Origin of the sequence: Desulfolutivibrio sp. (assembly GCF_036584575.1) — a bacterium.
In the GTDB taxonomy this organism is placed as follows: Bacteria; Desulfobacterota; Desulfovibrionia; order Desulfovibrionales; family Desulfovibrionaceae; genus Desulfolutivibrio.
In genome coordinates, this window is sequence record NZ_JAZHDB010000020.1 from 1 (window position 1) to 7748 (window position 7748).

A 7748-nucleotide genomic window follows, 5' to 3' on the forward strand; every position below is an offset into this window, starting at 1 on the left:
GGCCACGGCCAGGGCGATGGACAGGTTGCGCATGACCGTCCCGTAGACCAGGGCGATGGCCGTGCCGCGCGGCAAAAGCCAACGGCCGAGCAGGGTCGAAAGCAGGTAGTTCACCCCGTAGATGATCCCCAGGGGAACCAGGATCTCGGCCAGAAGCACGGGATTGGCGGCGATGGTCCCGGCCTTGAGCGCCAGGGCGATCATGACGATGCCCAGCACGCCGATGGTGGACAGGGCCGGAAACTTCGGCCCGATGCGCTCCTTGAAGGTCTTTTGCCCATAGCTGCGCACCAGGAGACGCTGGGTGGCGTAGCCTGCGGCCATGGGCAAAAAGACGATGAGCCCGATCTGCTTCATGACCCCGGTCACATCCATCTCAATGTCGGCCCCGAGCAAGGCCCGGACGTAAAACGGCGTGGCCAGGGAGCCCAGCGTCAGCCCGATGACCGTCATCTTGACCGCCGCCGCCACGTTGCCCTTGGCGAACCCCGTCCAGGAGATGGTCATGCCGCTGGTGGGCACCAGCCCGGCCAGAAGGATGCCGAGCACGAGGTACGGACGCCCCGGAAAAAAGAGCTGCGCCACCCCGAAGGCCAGAAAGGGAATGACCAGAAAATTGATGGCCTGAGTGAGAAACTGGGCCTTGCCGTCGCCGCCGGAGAAGACCTCGCTGATTTTGAGCGTCACCATCATGGGATAGACCATAAGGAAGGTGAACGGCAGGATCAGGCTTTTCATCCACGAGGCATCGGCCAAAAGGCCCCAGGCAAACCCCAGGACCATGGCGGTGGGGATGGCCAGCACGAGATTTTTCGAGATACGCTGCAAAAGGGACCACATGACGCTTCCTCCCGGCTTCGCCGCCCTACTGACCGGGCGGCCGTGTAGTTTCGGCCTTTCCGGCCCATGCTCCGGGATGCACGCTGCCTGGAAATAGCCGGTCGCGCATTGATCCGGATCAAGCTGCATGCAGGTTTTCCAGGTGGCGGGGGTTGTGGGACGAAAAGAATATGAACGGCGGGCCCGTCTCGATTTGGAAATACCCGCTGTGGTGGCCGCCGAACGGTGGACCTGGGCTGCGGCGTGGCGTAAGAGCCAGGATATGAGGATTTCCCCGTGCGGGAGCCCCTCTCCGGACGACTCCCGCGCAGGCGGGGACCGCCCCGGCCGCCGCCGCCGCAGAGTGGGCGTCGTCTCGGAAACGGCTGCATCCGCCCGGGACACCGGCTGGGGCGGCAACCCACGACAACCAGGAGGACACCTATGCGAAACAATGCGACGGCATGGAATCCCTATGTGGCAGGGGCGTTATCCGGCGTGCTGGCCGTGGGTTCCGTCGCGGTCACCGGGAAATACCTCGGAGCCTCGACGACGTTCGTGCGCGGGGCGGGCATGGTGGAACGCCTCTTCTCGCCCGACGTGGTGGCCAGCGTCAGCTACTATCTCAAGGAAAAACCCATCATCGACTGGCAGTTCCTGTTTGTGGCGGGCATTTTTCTGGGGGCGTTTCTGGCCGCGAAGCTGTCCGGGGATTTCAAGATCCAGGCCGTGCCCGATTCCTGGCGACAGCGGTTCGGCCCGGGGCTCGGCCTGAGGGCCGTCGTCGCCTTTTTCGGCGGCATCATCGCCATGTTCGGGGCCCGGCTGGCCGACGGCTGCCCCAGCGGCCACGGCTTAAGCGGCCTGAGCCAATTGTCCATCTCCGGCTTTCTGTCCGCCGCCGGGTTCTTCCTGGGCGGCATCCTCATGGCCCGCCTCGTCTACGGGGGGAAATGACATGGAACTCCTCCTCGGCCTATTCACCGGCGTCATCTTCGGCTTCCTGCTCCAGCGCGCCCATGTCCTGCGCTACGACAAGCAGCTCGGGGCCCTGCGGCTTCAGGATTTGACCATCGTCAAATTCATGCTGGCGCACATCCTGGTGGCCATGGTCGGCCTGTATCTGTTGTCCGACCTGGGCCTGGCCAAGCTGTCCATCAAGGCCACGGCGCTCGGGGCCAACATCCTGGGCGGGCTGATCTTCGGCCTGGGCTGGGGGCTTTTAGGATATTGCCCGGGCACCTCGCTTGGGGCCCTGGGCGAGGGCCGGGTGGACGCGCTGTTCGGCATCCTGGGGATGCTCGTGGGCGCGGCGGTCTTCTCCCGGTCCTACGACTGGCTTCTGGCCACGATCTACACCTGGGGGGACTACGGCAAGATCACCCTGCCCGGGGTGACGGGCCTGAACCACTGGCTGGTCATCGCGGTCCTGGCCGCCGCCTACGTGCTCATCCTGCGGCTTATCGAGCGCAAGGGGCTGTGACCCCCGCCCCGGCGCCTCCAGGGACCACAGGACGACCGCGCGTCGGGCAGGCGTCCAGCCGACGCCGGGCGCCGACGACCCCCCCGGACGGGGAGCAGGACCGCCGTCATCGTGTTGTTTTCGCGGGTGTTCCGTTTTACAAGACGTCGGCACGACCCCGGCTCCGGCCCGCATCGCCACGGCCGCATCCCCATGCGGCAGCGAGCGCGCCACGGCCGAAAAAAGGAAAAACCGCATGCCTGAACGTACGGCCCTGAAACACGCCCTGGAAGACCTCCTGGGCGCTCCCCTGCCCGGTGATCCGACCGGCCATGTCAACGACGCCCTGGACCTGGCCGGTCTGCTCGAAGCCCGGGGCTACGGCTTCCGGTTGCGCGACGCCCGGCCCAAGGATCCCCACGCCAGCCTCTGGAAGGCCGTCTTCACCAGGGACGGCCGCGCCTTCGAAAGCGAGGACGCCGAGGCGGCCTTGGCCGTGTGCCGCGCCGCCCTGGCCGCCCTCTCGGGCTGACCGTCGCTCCCCAGGCTTTTCCCGCATTCCCCTTCGGGACGTGGCGGGCATGGCCGTCCCTGCGGCGCGACGCCGCACGAAAGAACTGTCACGCAAAAAAGTATTTACGGATCACTGCATGGAGCGGCCTGGAGCGGGCGATTCCATGCAGCATGGTGCAGGCGCTTGCCAGAACGGGGACACGGGGTATAGCTTTGCCCCTGCGTATCGGCGAGCGCCCCTGCACACGCCTGGACACACTATGAAAATCCCTTCCGGAAAGGGGTTCCCTCGCCTGGAAGAAAAGGAGCTCTACATGGACCGACAGCCTTCCGCCCTGGAGTTGCTGCAAAACAAAGCCGCCCGGATATGGGAAACGGAGGGGCTGCTCCAGACGCCCATTACCATCAAGGCCCGGACCCTGAGCACGCAGGAGGCCATCGGCAACCCCGAAGGGGACGACTTCCCCCTGCAAAAGGGCAAGGAACGGCTCATGGAGGCGGAGTTTCTCGGCAGCCGGGGCCAGGCCTTCACGGATCAGTTCGGCGATTTCTCGGGCAGTCTGGCCGATGTGGCGGCCATGCCCCTGGCCAACAATTTCCGCCGGGCGGTGCTTGTCTGCGCCGTCAACGCCACAGCCAGACGCCTCGGGCTGTGCGACCGGACCATCCACTGTCGTGACAAGGAGCCCGGGCAATGCGCCGGGCTTTTCAGCCAGCACCTCAGCGCCCAGTACGGCTCGCCGCGCATCGCCCAGGTGGGATTTCAGCCCAAGATCATCGAGGCCCTGGCAAAACGCTTCGAGATGCGGGTGCTGGATCTCGATCCGGACAACATCGGGACCACCCGGCACGGCGCGCCCGTCGAGGGGCCTGCGAAGCAGATGGAGGTGCTGGACTGGGCCGATCTGTGGGTGGTCACCGGCTCCACCCTGGCCAACGACACCCTGGGGGATTTTTTGGGCGGCAAGCCCGTGGTGTTCTACGGCACCACCGTGGCCGGGGCCGCCGCGCTCTTGGGCCTTGAGCGGTTCTGCGCCATGGCCACGTAGGCCATCGGGGGGAACCTTTTTTTTAAAAAAGGTTCCCCCGGGGTTACTCTTCCTGGGCCAGAAGCTCCCGCCCCTCGCCGGGATAGATGCGGCGTTCGGACAGGGGCGTGGGACGGGTCACGGTTGGCCACTTCCCGGGCACGGGATCGGCCCCTTCCAAGGTCACGGCCGAGGGCCGCTTGTCGGCCATGGCCGGATGGGCGCGAACGTCCACGCCCGGCACGGGACAGCTGAATTCGATGGCGATGCCGTTGGGGTCGAAGGCATAGACGGAGAAGATGAAGCCGTGGTCGATGACCTCGGAGATCCAGACGTCCGCCGCCTCAAGCTTATCCTTGATCTCGAACAGGTCGCCCCGATCGCGCACCCCGATGGCCACATGGTCGAAGGCGTACGGCCCCGCAACCGGCACGCCGTGGTCCTTTTCCGGGATGGGCCGGACGCCGTCCCATTCGAAAAAGGCGATCATGTCCACGTCGCTTATCTCGAAAAAATAATGTCGGTAACCGGGACGCCCCAGCCCCGCCACCAGCCGCAGGCCCAAAAGGTCGCGCCAGAAACGGATGGTGCCGTCCATATCCCCGGTGGCCATGGCCAGATGGTTGATGCCGGTATAGTGCATAACGGACTCCAGGCGGCGCGTGGCCGTGACGAAGGTCGTGGCGGCGATCAGTCGCGGGAAAACCCCTCAGTCGCGAGAAAGCCCCATGGACGCCGGGTCCATGTCGCCCCAGAAAACCAGCTCGGCCGCGCCGCGCAAGTAGGGCGCGCCTTCGCCCAGGCTTACCCCGAGCACCTCGCCCCCCGAGGTGACCACCTCCACCTCGCTGCCCACCAGCCCGAGCGCCCCGGCCACCACGGCCGAGGCCACGGCCCCGGTGCCGCAGGCGTAGGTTTCGGCCTCCACGCCGCGCTCGTAGGTGCGCAGCCGGATGCGGCCATGGTTTTCGACCGAAATGAAATTCACGTTGGTCCCGGCCGGGGCGAACTCTTCATGATACCGCATGGCCCGGCCAAGCCCGGCCACGTCCAGGTCGGCCACGTCCTGGCGCACCACCACGGCATGGGGCACCCCCGTGTCCACGAAGTGGAACGGCACGGTCATGCCCTCCACCTCGACCTCCATGCCCAAAAGCAACCCCTTGGGCATGGTCAGCCGCACCCGGACCTGGCTTGTGCCCGCAAAAACCTCGGCCGCGATGTCCCCGGCGTCCGTGCCCAGCACATGCACGGCCGGGGCCAGGCCGATGAGAAAGGCCAGCCGGGCCGCGCACCGCGCCCCGTTGCCGCACATCTCGGCCCGGGAGCCGTCGGCGTTGTAGAAATGCCAGATGTAGTCCGCCGTGGCTCCGGCCGGGGCGTCATCGAGAAAAATAAGCCCGTCCGCACCCACGCCGAAGGCCTTGCGGCACACGGCCTGGGCCCATCCGCTCATGGCGGCCACGGGCAGCCGGGCCACACGGTTGTCGATGAGCACAAAATCGTTGCCGCAGCCCTGCATTTTGAAAAAAGGGACCGTCTTGGCGATCCCGGATATGCCGAAACCCATAGCGTCTGCTCCATTTCGAAAAATGATTGTGCCTACGTAGCAGAACCGCCCTGCCGCGTCGAGTCGGGAGACCCGCTCTGGGGGGGCGGTCGCCCCCCGGGCGCCGGGCCTGCCGGAAAAAGCCTGCGGCCCATGTCTGGACTGGAAAAACCCGGCCTTGGAAACCGTTGACGGGTATGATCGAATATCATACGTATCTGGCTCTTTTTCAAGTCCGAGCAGACTTCGCGCACCTCAAATACCGGGAACTTCACGAATGGAACTTTTACGCACCCTGCCGGGCGACGATGTTCGGCAAATCATGTGGCGCTTTGCCGACCGTTTCGACATGCAGATGGCCGTCCAATCCGCCCGGGCCGTGGCCAGGGGCCTGGTGGCCCGTCTGGTGGCCGAAGGCGCGCGCCATACCCACGAATGGACCCCGCAAAAGGCCCAGCTGCTCAAAGCCTTTGACGAATCGGGCATCACCGCCGTGTTCCTCGACCCCCACCAGGGCGGCTTCATCGAGGGACCGAAAAATATGGGGCTGGCCCTGGTGGCCTTCGAACTGTCCTGGGTGGACGCCGGGTCGGCCACCTGCTCCCTGGCCGGCAACCTGGCCCTGTCGCCCATCCATGAGCGCGGCACTCCCGAACAGCGCGACCAGTACATGAGCCTGTGCGCCCCGGCCGCCCCCGGCGAGGATCGCCAGACTTGGCGCGGAGCCTTCGCCCTAACCGAACCCCTGCCCTACGTGGGCGTGGACACGGGCGTCCTGTGCGGCCGGGTGCGCGTGGCCTCCTGGGAAGAAGGCCAGGAGCCCGTGCTCCAGGTGGAGAAGCGCGGCCGGTTCATCACCGGCATGGACTTCGCCAATTTCGTCACCGCCGCCGTGGAAACCGGCGACCCGCGCATCAAGACCTCCTGCATGGTCATCCTGGAGGAATCCGATCCCGGCGCCTTCGACCGGGGCGCGCCCACGCTGAAGATGGTGCATCAACTGTCCTCCACCCGGGATCCGGTCCTGTCGCTGACCGTCCCGGCCAGCCGCATCATCGGCGGCTATACCGTCAAAGACGGGGTCATCGTCCCCAACTACACCCACGGCGAGATCATCGCCGCCGTGTTCCACCGCACCCGGGTCACCGTGGCGCTCATGACCACGGCCAAGCTGCTCTCGGCCATCGAGCCGGTCATCCGCTACCAGCGGGCCCGATTCCGGGGCGGCGACGCCTGTACCGAAGGCTCGCCCAAGTTCGAATTCGGATTGCAGCAGAAGCAGGACGCCATCCACCGGCTGGCCGACGTCTGGGCCACGGGCGAGGCCAGCGCGTCGCTGGGATTCGCCACGGCCCGGCTCTTCGACCTCCTCGACCCCACGGAAAAGGCCAAGGACCATGCCCTGGCCGAGATGGGCGTCCAGGGCGTGCGCGCCCAGCTCATGACCGTGCGCAAGAGCCAGCCCAAGGCCCAGGAGCTCGTGGACCTGCTCTTCGCACCGGCCGAAGGCCGCGACGAGGCCCGCCTGGCCGAGCTTCAGGCCGATCCCCTGGTGCTCTACACCGTGCTTGAGGCCGAGGCCTCGGTCCTGTGCCCGGCCTGCAAGCTGTGGAACACGGGCTACGGTTCGGTCATGATGCGCGAGGCCGTTGCCCTTATGGGCGGCTACGGCATCACCGAGGACTGCCCGGGCTTCCTGTTCCACAAATGGACCGACTGCCAGCTCGAGGCCACCTACGAAGGCCCCGAGGCCGTGCAGCGCCGCCAGCTCACCGCCACCATGGTCAATGAGGTCTTCCTGGCGCTTACCCGCAAGTACGTGGACGAACTGGAAACCCTGCACGCCTCCCGGCCGGGCATCGGGGCCGCCAGCGTGGCCGCGGGCTTTCGCCTGTGGCTGTGGACCCTGGACTTCCTTTCCAGCGAAAAAGACGCCGACGGCAACCGCCTCTACCACGGCAAACGCCAGGGTGTGACCTTCCCCCTGGCCGACGCCCTGTGCTGGCTGGTGGCCTCCCGGCTACAGATCCTCGATGTGGTGGAGCTGGCCGAAAAGGGACCGGAAAACCCCATCCTGGCCGAAGGCCTGGAAGGAACCGTCACGTTTTTCACCGACCTGGCCCGCATCCAGGCCGCCAAGGCCGCCGCCGAGGCCGCCCGGGTGACCAGCCTCCTGGTCAACGGCTTCGCCGCCCCCGGAGCGGACACCGCCGCCTTCGACAGCCTGCGCCTGGCCGTGGACAAGTCCCTGGCCGGAACCGGAAAGGCCAAGGACCGCGCCGCCGAGGCCCTGACCAAGGTCATGATCCCCGAGGCCCTGGAATTTCATGCCCCATATGAACGGCTTGGAGTTGGCAAGGGAGTTGTGGCGCGTGCG

Annotated in this window: 8 protein-coding genes; 5 read left to right on the forward strand and 3 right to left on the reverse strand. The window is 66.3% G+C overall.

Annotated features, from left to right (window positions below; translation table 11 throughout):
* Nucleotides 1-840, reverse strand: an 840-nt coding sequence (locus tag V3572_RS01500) for an arsenic resistance protein (RefSeq protein WP_332109203.1), incomplete at its 3' end; no start/stop codon positions are given.
* 423 nt (nucleotides 841-1263) lie between these two features.
* Here V3572_RS01500 and V3572_RS01505 point away from each other — a divergent pair.
* The 4 genes from V3572_RS01505 to V3572_RS01520 all read left to right on the forward strand — a co-directional run bounded on the left by V3572_RS01505 (nucleotide 1264) and on the right by V3572_RS01520 (nucleotide 3843).
* On the forward strand, nucleotides 1264-1776 hold the full coding sequence (locus tag V3572_RS01505; protein WP_332109204.1) for a YeeE/YedE thiosulfate transporter family protein: 513 nt from the start codon (nucleotides 1264-1266) through the stop codon (nucleotides 1774-1776).
* Between the two features lies 1 nt (nucleotide 1777).
* Nucleotides 1778-2302, forward strand: a complete 525-nt coding sequence (locus V3572_RS01510; RefSeq protein ID WP_332109205.1) for a DUF6691 family protein — start codon at nucleotides 1778-1780, stop codon at nucleotides 2300-2302.
* Nucleotides 2303-2537: 235 nt separating this feature from the next.
* Entirely contained in the window at nucleotides 2538-2813 is a 276-nt protein-coding gene (locus V3572_RS01515; RefSeq protein ID WP_332109206.1) for a hypothetical protein, read from the forward strand.
* Between the two features lie 295 nt (nucleotides 2814-3108).
* Nucleotides 3109-3843: a Rossmann-like domain-containing protein gene (locus V3572_RS01520; protein ID WP_332109207.1), complete on the forward strand. Its 735-nt coding sequence runs from the start codon at nucleotides 3109-3111 to the stop codon at nucleotides 3841-3843.
* Between the two features lie 43 nt (nucleotides 3844-3886).
* Here V3572_RS01520 and V3572_RS01525 read toward each other — a convergent pair whose 3' ends face one another.
* Nucleotides 3887-4465, reverse strand: coding sequence for a VOC family protein (locus tag V3572_RS01525; RefSeq protein ID WP_332109208.1), 579 nt, complete (start codon nucleotides 4463-4465; stop codon nucleotides 3887-3889).
* Nucleotides 4466-4531: 66 nt separating this feature from the next.
* On the reverse strand, nucleotides 4532-5392 hold the full coding sequence (dapF, locus tag V3572_RS01530) for a diaminopimelate epimerase (RefSeq protein WP_332109209.1): 861 nt from the start codon (nucleotides 5390-5392) through the stop codon (nucleotides 4532-4534).
* Between the two features lie 256 nt (nucleotides 5393-5648).
* On the opposite strand from dapF, the gene V3572_RS01535 reads away from it, so the two are divergent.
* On the forward strand, nucleotides 5649-7748 hold a 2100-nt coding region (locus V3572_RS01535), incomplete at its 3' end, for an acyl-CoA dehydrogenase family protein (RefSeq protein WP_332109210.1).